This is a genomic window from Bacillus sp. FSL R7-0166, from assembly GCF_038008935.1.
GTDB classification, from domain to species: domain Bacteria; phylum Bacillota; class Bacilli; order Bacillales; family Bacillaceae; genus Bacillus; species Bacillus altitudinis.
Window position 1 is genome coordinate 1,867,186 of sequence record NZ_JBBPAC010000001.1, and the last position, 15,034, is coordinate 1,882,219.

A 15,034-nucleotide genomic window follows, 5' to 3' on the forward strand; every position below is an offset into this window, starting at 1 on the left:
TCCTCCCTTATGATTAGCAAACTGGTATTGATAAATCTAAATGACAAACAAACGCTTCAAGATCTACGACATGCACCACTTCATCCTGTAGCAAGTCACCGTTGAGTGCGAGTTCGTCGGACGCATAATTGACAATGCCAAGCCCTATTTCTCTTTCATCTTGATCTAAAATACGGACAACATCGCCTCTTTTAAACGAACCCTTTACATCGACTATGCCGTCAGAATCCAGACTTTTCTCACGATGCATGAGAAGCTCCTGTGTTTTCTCTTGAACAACGATTTCGCCTTTTGGGCCAGAATGAAAAGCAATCCACTGTTTTTTATAATTCAGCGGCGCTAAATTTTCGTCAGCTGTAAAATAAGTGCCGTCCTCTGTCCCATTAATGGCTTTGTCTAAAATGTGAGGCGTATCGGCTTTTCCCAAAAAGCCATTGATGCCTGCGGCCATTGAAATTTTAAAAGCATCGAGTTTTGATTTCATTCCGCCTGTGCCAACGCTGCTTCCCGCATCTCCAGCGGCTGCTTCGATGTCTTCTGTGATTTCTGTGACTTCTAGAATTCTCTTCGCATTCGGGTTTGTATGAGGGTTATCTTCATACAAGCCGTCAATATCAGATAAAATAGCGAGGAAATTCGCATCAATCAGTCCAGCTACTTTTGCAGACAATGTATCATTATCTCCAAACTTCAAACGATTGATCGTCACTGTATCATTTTCATTAATAATCGGGATGATCCCTCGATCTAATAACACATTCATTGTATTTCGCACATTTTGATAGCGCGTTTCATCTGAAAAATCGCTTCTTGTAATTAATAGCTGTGAAGCAATATAACCGTGCGATAAAAATAAAGTAGAATATGACTCCATTAAAAGCCCTTGCCCTATTGAGGCAGACGCCTGTTTTTCTGGCAGTGTTTTCGGTCTATCAATAAATCCTAATTTTCGGTAACCAGCTGCAACCGCACCAGATGAGACCAAAATGACTTCGTGTCCTTCATCTTTGAGTTTTACAATTTGATTGACGAGGTTTTCTAGTTTTTTTAAACTAATCTCACCTTGAAAGCTAGTAAGAGAGCTGCTTCCGATTTTCACAACAATTCGTTTTCTCTCTTTATCTGCGTACACCTTATCACTCCTGTATTGAGGCTCTATTTATATCGATACTTTTTGTTTTTGCTGTTCACTTATTTCTTTTGATCGATTGGCGGCATGTTTGACGGCCTGCTTGATGGCTTCTCCTCCGCCAAAATCATCTAATGCATCTAGTCCTGCAGCCGTTGTTCCATTAGGTGACGTAATTTTTTCTCTGAGGACAGAAGGATTTTCAGCTGTTTCTTGCAGCATCTTCGCTGCACCGAGAAGTGTCTGTGTACCGATTTGACGGGACATTTCTTTTGATAAGCCAGCTTCTTCTCCAGCCTCTTCGATTCTTTCCATTAAGAAATAAAAATAAGCTGGACCGCTTCCGGCAATTCCTGTGAAAATATCCATTTGCTCTTCCTGAATGGTATACACTTCTCCCATTTCAGATAAAAGAGCCCGACTCATGCTTACATGTTCATTTTTCACATAACGTCCAGCAGATAAAGCGGTCGCCGACGCCCCAATCGTACTTGACGTATTTGGCATTACTCGCATAACAGGCTGCCCTTCATGCAGCATGTCTTCAATATACGATGATTTCACACCTGCAAGTACAGACAGGATGAGCTGATCTTTCTGAATATGAGGTTTTAATGATTCAAGTGCTGTTTCAGCATCCTTTGGCTTCATTGCCAGGATCAACATATCCATTTCTTCAAAAGGAAATGAATCCATTGTGGCTGTTTGGATTCCGTAGCGTTTCGTTAGTTCGTTTAATCGCTGCTTATTTTGCTTGTTTGTTGCGTAAATTTGGCTGAGAGGCATCTGACCTGATCGCACAATACCTGCAATCATTCCTTCCGCCATAGAACCTGCTCCAATGAAAGCAACTTTCTTTTGATCAATGATATTGATCCTCTCCCTTGTTCGCTTTTTGTTCGTGTTTTTCGCACGTTAGTTATCGTAACATGATGAGAAATCGTGTCAAGAAAGAGCCAGCGCTTTTCAAAAGTCCCGAATACACGCTGAACAGCTTGCGGTATGTATGTTAGCCGTGTTTTTTAAAATCATCAATTTAGATCAAAAGAACTATACAGATTTGAATCATAGTACCCTTTCGTTCGACTGAATTCACCATTTTATTTTTGGTTTCGGTGACTTCAATTCTAGTTTTTAGAAAGCGCTATCATTTTGATGACTTTCTATTTTCCTATAGGATGAATGTGTTTGAATCTTTCGATTAGACTATTGACATATTTTAGAAAACATGTCCGTTGAAATGCGTTTTTCGTGGTGATACCGTGAAAGGGAATCAAGAGAAAAAGGAGCGTTCATAATGAAAGTAAAAGAAAATTACGTCAATGTCATCCCAATGAAAGAAATCCGATCTACAGATGACCTTCTTTTCCCATTCCCTATCTACAATGAATTAAGATCGCAGGGTGATATTCGATACGATGAAACGAGAAAGTGCTGGGATCTCTTTCGATATGCTGATATTCAGTCCGTTCTGAAGCAGCCAAAAGTGTTTTCATCACAGCGAGGAAGAAGTACATCTAAAACGAGTATTTTAACAATGGACCCTCCAAAACATACCAAAATGAGAGCACTCGTCAATAAAGCCTTCACGCCAAAAGCGATCAAACAAATAGAAGAAAAGATCAAAGACTTGACCCATGATCTATTACATCAAGTAAAGGATCAACGAACCTTCGATATTGTGCAAGATCTGGCCGCTCCCCTACCTGTCATGATCATCGCCGAGCTTCTCGGTGCAGAAATGAAAGACAGAGAGCTGATCAAAAAACATTCAGATGCTCTAGTTGCAGGAGCCAAAGATGATTCAAAAGAAGCTGTTCAAGCCGTTGTCGACATGCAAAAACAAGCAGAAAAAGAGCTGTCAGAGTACTTTGCTCATTTGATCCAAAAACGAAAAGAAACGCCAGCCGATGATTTAATCTCCCTTCTCATCCAAGCGGAAATTGACGGTGAGCGTTTATCAGAAAATGAACTGCTTGGCTTTTGTATACTCTTACTCGTTGCTGGTAATGAAACAACAACGAATTTAATCACAAATGCCGTACGACTTTTAACAGAGCAGCCGCATATCGCCGAATCAGTGCGGCAAGACCTGTCTCTCATTCCTCAATTGACAGAAGAAACGCTACGCTATTATCCGCCTGTTCAAGCGATTGGGCGAGTTGCAGCAGAGGATGTTCAGATTGCCGGTTCTCACATTGAAAAAGGAGACTATCTCATCAGCTGGGTGGCATCTGCGAATCGTGATGAACGGAAGTTTGACGATCCGGATACGTTTCGTCTTGACAGAAAATCAAATCCGCATTTGAGCTTTGGCTTCGGCATCCATTTTTGTCTTGGTGCCCCTCTCGCCCGGCTTGAGGCTCATCTAGCACTTGAGATTTTACTCCGTACGTTTCGGGAAATCACCTGTGCGGCAGATCAGCTGAAACCGATTCAAAGCACGTTTGTGTTTGGGGTCAAAGAATTCCCTGTGCAGGTCACCCGTTTTTAAAAGTCCCTTTCATTAGGGGCTTTTTTTCATATGCTTATCCTTACCTTCCTCGTCTGAACATGCTAAAATAAAATCCATATGTACAGTGATCACGGAATTCGGAAAGGAAGCTAAACGTATGACCGATTACACAGCAATGAAAGACGGAATATTCAAATCAGTTTGTTCGTTAGATTGCCCTGACCAGTGCGGTCTTTTAATCCATAAAGAGAACGGAAAGATCGTTAAAGTTCAAGGAGACCCAGATCATCCAGTCACTCAAGGAAACATTTGCAATAAAGTGCGGAATGTCACAGCTCGTTTATATGATGAAAAACGTCTGACAACGCCATTAAAACGTGTAGGTCAAAAAGGTGACCGGCAGTTTGCACCAATTACGTGGGAAGAAGCGATTGAAACCATTCGTCAAAAATGGACAAAGCTGATCGAAGAAAAAGGACCAGAAAGCATTTTGCCTTACAGCTTCTATGGGAATATGGGGAATCTTAATGCAGAAGGAATGGACCGCCGCTTTTTCTATCGACTTGGCTCAAGTCAGCTAGACCGAACCATTTGTCAGTCAGCCGGAACAACAGGCTATAAATATACAATGGGCGCAAGCATCGGGACAGACCCAGAAGAGACCATTCACACGAAACTATTTATCTTTTGGGGCATCAATGCGGTTTCAACCAATATGCATCAAATCACGTTGGCACAAAAAGCTCGAAAGCAAGGGGCTAAAATTGTCGTCATTGATGTGCACAAAAACCAAACGGGCCGGATGGCAGATTGGTTCATTCCGCTTCGCCCTGGCACTGACAGTGCGCTAGCTCTTGGGATCATGCATGTCCTTTTTAAAGAAGACCGCACAGATGCGTCATTTTTAGAGACTTACACGGTCGGTCACAATGAACTTCGCGAGCATGTGAAGCAGTATGATCCAGAAACGGTTGAACAAATCACGGGTGTCCCGAAAGAAGACATCATCACACTTGCGAGAATGTACGCAGAGACAACGCCGTCTCTCATTCGTATTGGCAATGGGCTACAGCATCACGATAATGGCGGCATGAGTATTCGAACCATCTCCTGTCTCCCTGCCCTCACCGGTCAATGGCTGCACAAAGGCGGCGGTGCGATGAAATCGAACTCTTCTTTTCTTAGTTATAATGAAACCGCTCTTCAGCGACCGGAATTATTAAAGGAACGCGAACCTAGAACATTTAATATGAATCAGCTGGGCAGCGTGCTAACGAACGCAGAACCTTCTATTGATTCTCTTTTTGTCTACTCTTGCAACCCGGCTGTTGTGACACCTGAAGCAAATAAAGTAAGAGACGGTTTAATGCGGCAAGACTTATTTACGGTTGTCCATGACTTGTTCATGACAGAGACAGCCACTTATGCGGATATTGTTCTGCCAGCGACATCTGCCTTTGAAAACGAGGATTTTTATACTTCTTACTGGCATCATTACATTCAAATTCAAGAACCTGTTATTGAACGTTATGGAGAAAGCAAATCAAACACAGAAGTGTTTCGTCTTTTGGCTCATGCGATGGGCTTTGAAGATGAAGCCTTTAAAGACACAGATGCGGAACTAATGGAACAAGCTCTTCATCATCCTGAAAATCCGCACTATGAAAACATCTCATATCAAGCGTTAAAAGAGAAAAAGTGGATCAAAGCAAAACGAGGGCCTTTCAAAGATTTAAAGCTCCCTACCCCAAGCGGGAAAATTGAGCTTTACTCTGAACAAATGAAAAAAGATGGATATCCAGCCCTTCCAACCTATGTACCTTTATTCAAGGAAAGTGATTATCCACTAACGTTTATACCGGGACCAAACCATAATTTTCTTAATTCCACCTTCTCTCTTCATGAGAAGCATCAAAAGCTAGAGAAATTTCCGAAGCTTCATATGAATGAACAAGATGCAAAAGAAAGACAGATTGAAGATGGGGACATGGTTCGTGTGCTGAATGATCGAGGAGAATGCGAGCTGATCGTGTCAGTCGGACAAAATGTGTTATCTGGCGTTGTTGTCAGCCAGGGATTATGGGCAGACCAAAAAGGCAAAAAACATTTGGTGAATGGCCTCACACCTGATCGTTTGGCAGATATGGGCGGTGGTGCGACGTTCTTTTCCGGCAGAGTCGAAGTTGAAAAATTATGATAGAAAGAGCCAGGCGTTTTGCTCCCGGCTCTTTTCTTTGACTTTTTTAGTTGCCAATAAACAGCTGATTGGTCATCACATTTGCACTTCCGCTGCTTTGGTAGCCTTCTACAGTAAATGCCGTTTCATACATTTTCCCCATTGGCATCCCTAAGCTTTCCCATTTTCTAAAATGCGCACTGACGGAGACCGTTCCGCTTGTACGTTTCGTTTGACGTACACTCCAATATTGCTTGAAGGTTGCGATCCCGATAATGGAAGGCTGATTGACACGGGTTGTTTCATAAATGTCATATGTGCCTCCATCAGCATAAAATGATCCTTTATACGCTCCTGTTGGACGATATGTGCCCCATGAATCAACAATGTAGTATTCTGCTAATGGAGATTGTGTCCAGCCATAGACACATAGATAGGAATTCCCGCCTGGGTTAAAACTTGCGTTGTAATTGATGGAGATGTTGCCAAGCTGATGGTGAGTTCTAGTGGAATCAAACTTTTTCCCTTTTCTAAATAAAGCATTTCCGATATTGTTCCAGCCTGCACTAAATGCCCCGCCGTTATTGAGTGTCATCGAGGTGTTTCCATAATCCTTCCATAATTCATAATCGTACCCGCTATGGTTACCCATTTCATTATTCGTAATGGTTCTCGCATGGGCTGGTACAGCCGTCAGTATAAGCGTCAGTCCAATACACATCACAAACAACAGTCTTAATTTTCTCAAATTCATCGTCCATTCCTCTCCTTTTTCATCCTTTTAATTCTGTCATCTCTAAGATGAAATGAATTCATCACCTCCTTTCATGCCCCTACTCACTACTAGATTATCGATACTGTGCTAGACCCGCATGAATGTCTCTTGTGTTTGTATAAATGCTTTGATACAAACGAAAGAGATGATCATATACATCGACATGCTGTTGATTTGGTGTAAATACGACCGCTTGATGGATAAACTGATCCGCGCACGCCTCAAGTGACTCGTACCAGCCGCATCCAACTGCTGCAAGCATCGCTGCACCTAATGCGGGCCCTTGCTCATTTTCAAGCTGTATCACCTCAGCTTGAAAAATGTCTGCCTGCATTTGAAGCCATGTATGACTTCTCGCACCTCCACCAATAGACACGATGGAATCAATGCTTTTTCCCGCCTGCTTGAATAAAGCGATCGATTCATTTAATGAAAAAGTGATTCCTTCAAGCACAGCTCTAACCATATGCGCTTTTTTATGCCGGCTGTCTAATCCAATGAAGCTTCCACGAATGACTGAATCTGCATGAGGCGTTCTTTCCCCAACTAAATATGGCGTAAATAGCAATCCATTTGCGCCAGGCGCTATATCTTTTGCTCCGGCTAAAAGGTCTTTAAACGAATCATTTGGAGCAAGTAAAGATTTAATCCAATCGAGGCTATAACCTGCTGACAAAGTGACCCCCATTGTATAAAAAGCGTCTTTTTTTGCATGATGGAACAAATGCAAGTTTCCATTCAGCTCTCTGTTATGATTTTCTTCATAGGAAAGAATGACACCTGATGTGCCAATGCTGCATAGTGTGTGACCTGATGATAAAATGCCGGCACCAATGGCACCGCAAGCATTATCCGCTCCACCCGCAAAAACCTTCACCTCTTCTGCCATCCCGGTTTCCTTTGCGATCTGCGGCAAGAGTGTTCCAACCTCCGCCTCCGATGAAACGAGCGGCGGGCAAATACGAATCGGAATATCAAAGGTTTGACAAATCTCCTCACTCCATGCTTGTTCTCCCATATCCAACAGTAACGTACCAGCCGCATCAGAATAGTCCATATGAATAGCACCGGTTAATCGATATCTGACATAATCTTTTGGAAGTAAAAACAAATGGATTCGTTGATCAATTTCTGGTTCATGTTCCTTTACCCATAACAACTTTGGCAGTGTAAATCCTTCTAATGCCTGATTTTTTGTGATCGCTTGCAGCCTGCCTCCTAGCTTTTCTGTCATGCGCACGCATTGCGGTGTTGTTCTTGTGTCATTCCACAAGATGGCAGGCCTGAGCACTTGAAGGAATTCATCTAATAAAACAAGTCCGTGCATTTGTCCAGAAAAACTGATGCCTTCTACTTGCCTTGACTGAACAGGCTTTCTCTCCATAAGTTCTGTCATCGCGGCAATCGTCTGCTCTACCCAGTCTTCAGGATTTTGCTCACAATAACCTGGTTTGCTTTGAATGAGGCGGTAAGATTTAGTCGTCTCGCAGCATACCTTCCCGCTCTCATCTACTAATATCGCTTTAACTCCGCTCGTTCCAAGATCAATTCCCATCACATACTTCATGTGTTCACTCCTTCAAAACATCCGCCCGCTCCATTAATCTTCTAACAAATATTGATTTAATCTGGCTTTCAGCTGTTCCTCTCTGCCAGATTCGTTTCTGATGAGCGGATGTTTCAGTGCATATTCTTCTAATGTATGAAAGTTTGCCTTTCCTTCTGAAATCTCCAGTCCAATTCCTTCAGAAAAACTGCGGTACCTGTGCTTGATCACATCTTCAAACACACGGTCTTCTATGAGTCTATGAGCCACCCGCAGCCCTTTTGCGAATGCATCCATCCCCGCAATATGGGCATACAGAAGATCTTCCAGTTCAAAGGAGGCTCTTCTGACTTTTGCATCAAAATTGAGACCGCCTGTTCCAAGTCCGCCATTTTGCAAAATTTCATACATGGCGAGTGTTGTGGCATATAAATCCGTTGGGAATTCATCTGTGTCCCATCCTAGAAGGGAGTTTCCTTGGTTGGCATCAACGGAACCGAGCAGTCCATGAATTCTTGCTACACGCAGCTCATGCTCAAACGTATGACCCGCTAATGTCGCATGATTGGCCTCGATATTTAATTTAAAGTGTGTATCCAATCCATATTGTTTTAAAAAGGCGATCGATGTCGCTGCATCCGTATCATATTGATGAGTTGTCGGTTCCTTCGGCTTTGGCTCAATTAAAAATTGACCTGTAAATCCAATTTCTTTTGCATAATCGACCGCCATATGCAAAAAGGTCGCCAAATGATCAAGCTCTCTTTTCATATCTGTATTCAGCAGTGTGTCGTAACCTTCTCGTCCTCCCCAGAAAACATAATTTTCTGCGCCGAGTTCCTTTGCTGTTTCGATGCCCTTTTTCACTTGTGCAGCTGCATAGGCAAATACATCTGCATGACAGGATGTCGCTGCACCGTGAACAAATCTTGGATGCTTAAACATATTAGCCGTGTTCCATAGAAGCCGAACCCCGCTTTGCTGCATGTAATCTTTCATTCTTTCTATGATGATGTCTAACTGCTGATTGGTCTCTTGAAGCGTGTCGCCCTCTGGTGCAATATCACGGTCATGGAATGAAAAATACGGAACATCCAATAGATCAAAGAGCTGAAAAGCCACTTCCAATCTAGCTTTCGCCAAATCCATTCCACTATAAGAATCCCAGGCCCTTTTCATCGTGCCAGTTCCAAACATGTCTGTTCCATCAGCAGTCAGTGTATGCCAATAAGCGACGGAAAATCGCAGGTGGTCTTTCATTGTCTTTCCGCCAATCATTTCGCTCGGATTATAATATTTAAATGCGAATGGGTTCTTTGAATGTTTTCCTTCATATTGAATGTTGCCAATCCCCTGTAAACTACTTGACGAAGTCATATTTGATTTGACCATAAGTGATTCCCCCTATATATTCACTTAGTAAGTTGATTCAACAAACGAATAAACGAGTTTACCAACTAATCTCTTTGAATTTTCCATATTTTTTAGTTTTTTAGAAATATTTTCGTTATAATAAAATGAAAAGCATGTTTTATAGAGAATGAACACGATAAAAAGTGGCTTTTCTTCACTTAATCTAAAGACGAAACAAATGGAGTGGATACAATGGATATTGCGGATCAGAACTTTGTGAAAAAAATAAATCAAAAGCTATTGCTAAACGAAATTCTGCACCATGCACCAATTTCCAGAGCAAAATTATCTGAACGCACTGGGTTAAATAAATCGACCGTTTCTTCTCAAGTGAGTACTTTAATGAAAGAACATCTTGTTTATGAAATCGGTCAAGGCGAATCTAGCGGCGGAAGAAGACCCGTGCTCCTCATGTTTAATAAACGTGCAGGTTACTCTATGGGCATTGATGTCGGTGTTGATTATGTCAACGGCATTTTAACAGACCTTGAAGGGTCAATTATCCATAATGAGCAGCTCAAGCTCCCATCCAGCACACCTGATGTGACCGTCCGAATATTAATTGAATTGATTCAGCAGTTACGTTCACACATTCCTTCTTCTCCATACGGGCTGATTGGTATAGGCATTTGTATACCAGGTCTGGTCGATGCAGATGAGCAAATTGTGTTTACGCCTCATTCAAAATGGAAAAATGTCGATCTAAAAACAAGTCTCCAAGACACATTCCAAGTACCGATTTTTATCGAGAATGAAGCAAATGCCGGTGCTTACGGTGAAAAAATCTTCGGTGCTGCTAAACATTATGACCATCTGATCTATGCAAGTATCGGCACTGGTATTGGAATAGGCATCATTATCAATCATCATTTATATAGAGGCACAAACGGTTTTTCTGGTGAAATGGGACATATGACGATCGACTTTAATGGACCGACATGTAGCTGCGGAAATCGTGGTTGCTGGGAACTGTATGCATCTGAGAAAGCACTGTTCCAATCGCTCCAAACAGATGGTCAGCCATTCACCTATCAAGATATTGAGCGGCTGGCGAAGTTAAATGATATGAAAACACTCAATGCCTTGCGTAACTTTGGCTTTTACATTGGGGTAGGTCTCACAAACGTTCTGCATACCTTCAACCCACAAGCCGTTATTTTACGAAACAAGGTCATTGAATCTGAGCAGACCGTTCTAAGTGTCATTCAAGATGAAGTATCCTCTAGAATGGATGCACAATTCAGCTCACGGGTGGAGCTGCTCCCTTCGTCATTAGGACAAAACGCACCAGCCTTAGGGATGACATCTCTTGTCACTGAAGCTTTTTTGCGTGATGTCACGCCTTCACCATAATGGAATACATGTTAAAGAGAGACAGCCTTTAGAGTGTTGTCTTTTTTTTATTCAGTTGTTTCTTCGTATCGAAAATACTTAAAATCGGCAGGCAGATGTTCGCCGCTTGTGTCTTGGCACTGCATTCCGACAAAAGCCCCTGTAAAGAACCCCCCTCCTCGAATAAAATCATCTGACAAATGGGTCGATTCAAGCGGTACATCTATTTTTTCCCACTCTTGTTGATCAAAAGAATAAGAATACGCGTACGTCTCTCTCTTAACGGTCACTTTTAAATACACATACGGAATCTCGTCTGGGATGATGATTTTTTTGATTAGCGGCTGAGAAAAGGCCAGATTTTCACACACAGATAATTCAAGGATACGGCCAAGCGCCTCGTCATAAGTCACCTGAAGTGCAGTCCAATTTTCCGTATTATAATAATTCACAAGACCTGCCGCTTGCTGAAAGTTTTTCGGAAAGAAGGAAACCGCTGTCTCTGCTTCAAAATAAAAGCTTTGCCAGCGCCTCGCAACAAACGCTTGGGTAAATTTAGACGTTAAAGATTCCTGCCCATACAGCCTTAAATGATGAGGATTTTCCGTCACTGAACCAATCTGATCCGTAAATGGGATTCTTAATGTTTGGAAATGTCTATTTAACGATGAATCTTTAAATTCATCGACTATGTGATAGGTTGGAGAGAACTCTTTTACGCTCATCGCAGGCGCTTCAACCTCTAGAAGCCCCTCTTTTCCGCCTACCACATACGGCCAGCCATCTTTCCATTCAAGCTTTTGTATGGCTGTCTCTCTTCCTAAAGGACACCAGCCTCTTTGCTGAAAAATGGATTCCTTACTTGAATGAATTGGGCGGCCAGTCAGATGAGCCAAATACCATTCATTTGTATGCGTTTGTACAATGGAAGCATGCCCGCATTTTTGTAGTGGATGGCTAGGCGCATGAAAAGCCGTTAAAATTGGGTTGTCAGGATGAACCTCGTACGGCCCATCAATACGCGAGGAACGGGCGATTGTGGCTGCATGTTCGTAACGTGTTCCCCCTTCAGCTGTTAATAAATAATAGACATCATTGATGTAATAAAGATGCGGGGCTTCTGTCAGTTTGATTGGCGTGCCTTTAAAAATGACCTTCCGCTCACCGACCAGTTTTTTTTCAGATACACTATATTCCTGCAAGGCTATACCTGCAAAGGAGTGATGTTTTTCTCGATGGTCCCACAGCATATTCAACACGTATTTCTTTCCGCTTGGATCATGGAACAAGGAAGGATCAAACCCAGAACTATTGAGCCGAACCGGATCGCTCCACTCACCATCTACTGCATCAGCTGTGACCAAATAATTATGACCATCCTTAAACGGACCATCTACTACTTTAATATCTGAATAGATGAGCCAAAACTGACCATCCGCATAACTTAAACACGGTGCCCATACCCCGCCGGAATCAGGATTTCCTTTCATATCGAGTTGAGAAGTTTTTTGCAAGGGACGCGCGGCGAGCCGCCAATGGATGAGATCCTTCGAGTGATAAATTTGCACCCCCGGGAACCATTCAAATGTAGAAACCGCCATGTAATAGTCCTCTCCCGCACGGCAAATACTTGGGTCAGGGTTAAATCCTTTGAGCACTGGATTAGTAATCTTCAATTGAACTTCCTCCTCTTTCAGAGAACTACATTTTAAAATCGTCCATATGATCGATATACACCTTGTCTCTATTCTCAAGCTCTCGTATGACTTTTTTATGTTTTTCTTCATCTAGGTTATAAAAATTAATATCAACCATCGCTAAAATGAGTAAGCATACAGGAATCACCGTTGTCGTGATTAAAATGCCCAGTAAAGCTTCTGGTGTTTGCACTTGATTTGCAATATAACCAAATCGGTCAAGGACAAGCCCTGGAACGATGCCGCCTAAGGCCATCCCAAATTTAAAGAAGAAGCCAATCACTGCGTAAATCAGTCCACCCATTCTTTTCCCTGTTTTATATTCGCCATATTCAACGGTTTCAGGAATGAGTGCCCACATGTAAGCACCTGCTGTAATACTCCCTGCAGCCGCAACGAGCCTGAAAATAAGTATTAAAGTGATTTGACTCGGCGGGATCACAAGTAATGCAAGAAGGCCTACAATATTCAGCAATAATGAATAATTCAGCAGCTTTTTCTTTCCTAATAGTTTGTGCAATTTTGGAATAAACGGCAGCACCATTAAAGCTGGCAGACTGCCAATCAGGCCGTACCACTTCACTAAATCTTCTCTGCCGAGGTTATACGTCACATAATAGATCCCGACTGAGTTGCTGATCGAGTTCACACCAAAGATAATGATAAAGAAAATGCTTAACACAACAAGCGGACGATTCACTCGTAACTGGACAAAGAGATCACTGAACTTGATCTTTTCCTCTGGCTTTTGAAGTGTGACGCGCTCATTCGTACTTTTAAAACAGAAAATCAGTAATCCGCCCCCAAGTACACCGAGAAATGCCATCGTGATCTGCCAGCCAAGTGCTGTATTTCCTGTTGTATCACTCAAAAACGTCGCAAGAAACGGAACAAAAAAAGCAACAACTAAACCACCGAGATTTGCAAAAAGCATACGAACAGACGTAATACTGACGACCTCTTGGTTATTTCTTGTCATTGCGGAAGTTAAAGCACCATAAGGAACATTGATGAACGTGTATGTAAGCGATAAACCAACATACGTGATGTACGCATAAATGAGTTTTCCCATTTCGGAAAAATCCGGTGTCGTAAAACAAAGAATAGCAAGAACGGCAAAAGGTAACGCACCAAATAACAAATAAGGTCTAAACCGGCCAAAACGGCTGTTCGTTCGGTCAACCATCGCCCCAATAAACGGATCTGCAAGCGCATCGATGGCCCGAACCACCAAAAACATCGTCCCTGCTGCTGCTGCTGATAATCCATACACATCCGTATAAAAAAATAATAGATACGTAGAGACAGTTGCATAAATTAAATTACATGCGAAATCTCCTGAAGCATACCCCACTTTTTCAGACATACGAATCTTCTTTAAATTCTCACTCACCATGAGTTTTCTCCCTTCTTCACTTAGCCTCTTCTAACGGACAGATGGTGCAGGGCAGCAGCAATCAATAGGTCGAAAATAAAGCGCTTTCAATTCGTTGTAAAAATGAAGCTGAACAGCTCTTTCTTTCAGCTTAGCCCACATAGCAGCAAATCATGTGCTTTAAACAATAGATCAATAGATGATCGCCATCTTAGTTTATCGATTAAACAAACTAAGATGAATTCATTTTATAAAATATGATCTGACTTTTCAATATTTTTTGAAAAAATAATCCAAATAATTGATTTCTTGTCATTTTTTCTATGATATGAGGAGATGAACCTTCTTTTTATCTTCCAAAGACAAAGAGAACTCAAATAATGGTTGCATTCATACTGATCCCATGCTATATTAATCAAGCGATGAGCTGAATTGTGTAAGTCGGGTAACATGTCTCTTTGAGACACACACGAATGTGGCGTGTGGTTATTCCGCCTCAATACGCAAAAGACATCTTCTGATGAAGATGTCTTTTTTCTTACCCTATTTTGGTGCCATTTTCAACCGGCTCATCGGTGGCAAGCAAAACAACGTCTTCTTTTGACGGCATGCCTCCTAAGACAAGTACCTCTGATTTAAACCCGGCAATTCTTCTTGGTGGGAAATTGACCACTGCAATAATTTGTTTCCCAGTGAGATTCTCAGCCTGATAACGTTTTGTCAGCTGTGCACTAGATTGTTTTATGCCAATCTCATCCCCAAAGTCAATCTTCAGCTTGAAAGCAGGCACTCTTGCTTCTGCAAAAAATGCTGCTTCTACTATCGTCCCAACGCGAATGTCTAACGCTAAAAACTGTTCAATATCTGCCATTAGAATCTCTCTCCTTTCAATCTTTCATAAAAAAGGTCACATTTTTCTTCTGCTGGATGACCACTTGTCTTCCACTAATTTCTTTATTGTAGCACACCCTACTCTTCTAAAAGAAAGGGTTAAAAAGCCTATTCATTGAAAATCCTTTTTAGTTTACATAATGATTTTATAGTAGTCTATTAAATATTTGCATCATGAAAATGAATTCGGTAAAATGGCAAATAATCCTACTGCTTCCTCTCGAATATTTCGGGGAGGGTTAACA

Annotated in this window: 11 protein-coding genes; 3 read left to right on the forward strand and 8 right to left on the reverse strand. The window is 41.9% G+C overall.

The genetic code is table 11. The features are described 5' to 3' along the window. Positions 1 to 13: 13 nt before the first annotated feature. Together proB and proC are read right to left on the reverse strand one after the other, a co-directional pair. A complete protein-coding gene (gene proB / locus NST01_RS09440; RefSeq protein WP_236797570.1) occupies positions 14 to 1,132 on the reverse strand; it encodes a glutamate 5-kinase in 1,119 nt (372 codons plus the stop codon). A gap of 27 nt (positions 1,133 to 1,159) precedes the next feature. Continuing rightward, on the reverse strand, positions 1,160 to 1,957 hold the full coding sequence (gene proC / locus NST01_RS09445; RefSeq protein ID WP_414092564.1) for a pyrroline-5-carboxylate reductase: 798 nt from the start codon (positions 1,955 to 1,957) through the stop codon (positions 1,160 to 1,162). Between the two features lie 469 nt (positions 1,958 to 2,426). Between proC and NST01_RS09450 the strand changes: the two genes are divergently transcribed. Both NST01_RS09450 and NST01_RS09455 read left to right on the forward strand, forming a co-directional pair. After that, a complete protein-coding gene (locus NST01_RS09450; protein ID WP_052320494.1) occupies positions 2,427 to 3,623 on the forward strand; it encodes a cytochrome P450 in 1,197 nt (398 codons plus the stop codon). A 118-nt stretch (positions 3,624 to 3,741) separates the two neighbouring features. Then, positions 3,742 to 5,781, forward strand: a complete 2,040-nt coding sequence (locus NST01_RS09455) for a molybdopterin oxidoreductase family protein (protein ID WP_046526854.1) — start codon at positions 3,742 to 3,744, stop codon at positions 5,779 to 5,781. A gap of 46 nt (positions 5,782 to 5,827) precedes the next feature. Here the strand turns inward: NST01_RS09455 and NST01_RS09460 are convergent, their stop codons facing one another. The 3 genes from NST01_RS09460 to xylA form a co-directional block, all read right to left on the reverse strand. After that, on the reverse strand, positions 5,828 to 6,514 hold the full coding sequence (locus NST01_RS09460; RefSeq protein WP_007500674.1) for a glycoside hydrolase family 11 protein: 687 nt from the start codon (positions 6,512 to 6,514) through the stop codon (positions 5,828 to 5,830). Positions 6,515 to 6,608: 94 nt separating this feature from the next. Continuing rightward, positions 6,609 to 8,102 carry a xylulokinase gene (xylB, locus tag NST01_RS09465; RefSeq protein WP_076822077.1) on the reverse strand — a complete coding sequence of 498 codons (1,494 nt, stop codon included), beginning with the start codon at positions 8,100 to 8,102 and terminating at the stop codon, positions 6,609 to 6,611. Between the two features lie 33 nt (positions 8,103 to 8,135). After that, positions 8,136 to 9,473, reverse strand: coding sequence for a xylose isomerase (gene xylA, locus NST01_RS09470; RefSeq protein WP_341041844.1), 1,338 nt, complete (start codon positions 9,471 to 9,473; stop codon positions 8,136 to 8,138). 213 nt (positions 9,474 to 9,686) lie between these two features. Here xylA and xylR point away from each other — a divergent pair, with 213 nt between their 5' ends. Further along, positions 9,687 to 10,847, forward strand: a complete 1,161-nt coding sequence (gene xylR / locus NST01_RS09475) for a transcriptional repressor XylR (RefSeq protein ID WP_341041845.1) — start codon at positions 9,687 to 9,689, stop codon at positions 10,845 to 10,847. 47 nt (positions 10,848 to 10,894) lie between these two features. Here the strand turns inward: xylR and NST01_RS09480 are convergent, their stop codons facing one another. The 3 genes from NST01_RS09480 to csaA all read right to left on the reverse strand — a co-directional run bounded on the left by NST01_RS09480 (position 10,895) and on the right by csaA (position 14,769). Next, entirely contained in the window at positions 10,895 to 12,502 is a 1,608-nt protein-coding gene (locus NST01_RS09480; protein WP_236797576.1) for a glycoside hydrolase family 43 protein, read from the reverse strand. A gap of 25 nt (positions 12,503 to 12,527) precedes the next feature. Next, positions 12,528 to 13,919 (reverse strand): MFS transporter, encoded by a 1,392-nt coding sequence (locus tag NST01_RS09485; protein ID WP_007500679.1) that lies wholly within the window; start codon positions 13,917 to 13,919, stop codon positions 12,528 to 12,530. A gap of 517 nt (positions 13,920 to 14,436) precedes the next feature. Beyond that, positions 14,437 to 14,769, reverse strand: coding sequence for a chaperone CsaA (csaA, locus tag NST01_RS09490; RefSeq protein ID WP_017359474.1), 333 nt, complete (start codon positions 14,767 to 14,769; stop codon positions 14,437 to 14,439). Between the last annotated feature and the right edge of the window lie 265 nt (positions 14,770 to 15,034).

Coding starts and splice junctions, on each gene's coding strand:
- NST01_RS09485 (WP_007500679.1), bottom strand. CDS start 13,919: ATGGTGAGTGAGAATTTAAAGAAGATTCGTATGTCTGAAAAAGTGGGG.
- NST01_RS09460 (WP_007500674.1), bottom strand. CDS start 6,514: ATGAATTTGAGAAAATTAAGACTGTTGTTTGTGATGTGTATTGGACTG.
- csaA (WP_017359474.1), bottom strand. CDS start 14,769: ATGGCAGATATTGAACAGTTTTTAGCGTTAGACATTCGCGTTGGGACG.
- xylB (WP_076822077.1), bottom strand. CDS start 8,102: ATGAAGTATGTGATGGGAATTGATCTTGGAACGAGCGGAGTTAAAGCG.
- proC (WP_414092564.1), bottom strand. CDS start 1,957: ATGGCGGAAGGAATGATTGCAGGTATTGTGCGATCAGGTCAGATGCCT.
- NST01_RS09455 (WP_046526854.1), top strand. CDS start 3,742: ATGACCGATTACACAGCAATGAAAGACGGAATATTCAAATCAGTTTGT.
- xylA (WP_341041844.1), bottom strand. CDS start 9,473: ATGGTCAAATCAAATATGACTTCGTCAAGTAGTTTACAGGGGATTGGC.
- NST01_RS09450 (WP_052320494.1), top strand. CDS start 2,427: ATGAAAGTAAAAGAAAATTACGTCAATGTCATCCCAATGAAAGAAATC.
- xylR (WP_341041845.1), top strand. CDS start 9,687: ATGGATATTGCGGATCAGAACTTTGTGAAAAAAATAAATCAAAAGCTA.